We start from the raw sequence: 997 nt of genomic DNA, 5'->3' as shown, positions 1-997 counted from the left end.
TCGGCAGGAGTGTCGCTTATTTCTTCCATCCAATGAGGATTACAGGTGAAGAACTTAAAGGATAAACTAGTCTTAAACTTGGTTCCGAATAGACCAGCCTACAGTTTGTTCTAGAAAACATTCCAGCTGATTTCAGAATTCCGGCTCCCTTTCCGCCGACTGTCTGCTAAGCCGCATCAAAGCGAGCGCCTGTGTGGTCTCGGCTAGACAGTATTTCGGCAGGAGTGTCGCTTATTTCTTCCATCCAATGAGGATTACAGGTAAAAAAAACTTAAAGGATAAACTAGTCTCAAACTTGGTTCGTTATGAAACCGGCCTGCAGTTTGTTCTTATAAAACACAAAGTTGATTGGAACGGAAGGTACGAGACTCCTGCGGGAAAAGCGCGGCATGGGAGACCCCGCAGGCGCGCCGAGGAGGCTCCCGCCCGCCCGCGGAAAGCGAGTGCCTGGAGTGGAAATCAACGTTCCCATTTTATAAACCCACCAAAAAAGACTGTCGGCAAACAAATATTATCTAGTTTGTAGACAAAAGGATTCTATCTAAATAAAACAAAGTTAATTGGAACGAAAGGTACGAGACTCCTGCGGGAAAAGCGTGGCCGAGGGTGGACCGCCCGCGGAAATCGAGTGCCTGGAGTGGAAATCCACGATCAGATTTACTAACCCTCAAACGTTCGAAACCATATACCTTAGGGTATTTATATATCATGATAACAAAGCGGATAACCAAGTGCGAAATGAGGAAGGAAAATGAATGATGAAGACCACAATAAATGAAGTCTTGAAAGAAAATGTAACGGATATTTTGAAATTGCGAATAAACGAAAAGCAAAGGGCTTACATCGAAACGACTGAACAATGTTTAAAAGACGCTAAGGAATGTAAATATTACAGGCCAGTCGGGCTCTATTATGATGATATCTTGGTCGGCTTTGCGATGTATGGTTTTTTCCCTGGGGAAGGCGAAAATGGCAGAGTGTGGTTAGACCGCTTTTT

General features: G+C 44.3%; 1 pseudogene. It reads left to right on the top strand.

Annotated elements, in window-relative coordinates:
* Nucleotides 1-758: 758 nt before the first annotated feature.
* Nucleotides 759-997: pseudogene (locus tag ADA55_RS17505) on the top strand (spermidine acetyltransferase); the annotation flags it as partial.

Source organism: Bacillus sp. 220_BSPC (assembly GCF_001054655.1).
Taxonomy (GTDB): domain Bacteria; phylum Bacillota; class Bacilli; order Bacillales; family DSM-1321; genus Peribacillus; species Peribacillus frigoritolerans.
The sequence above is the reverse complement of the archived record's forward strand: the minus strand, read 5'-3'. Positions and strand labels throughout refer to the sequence as shown.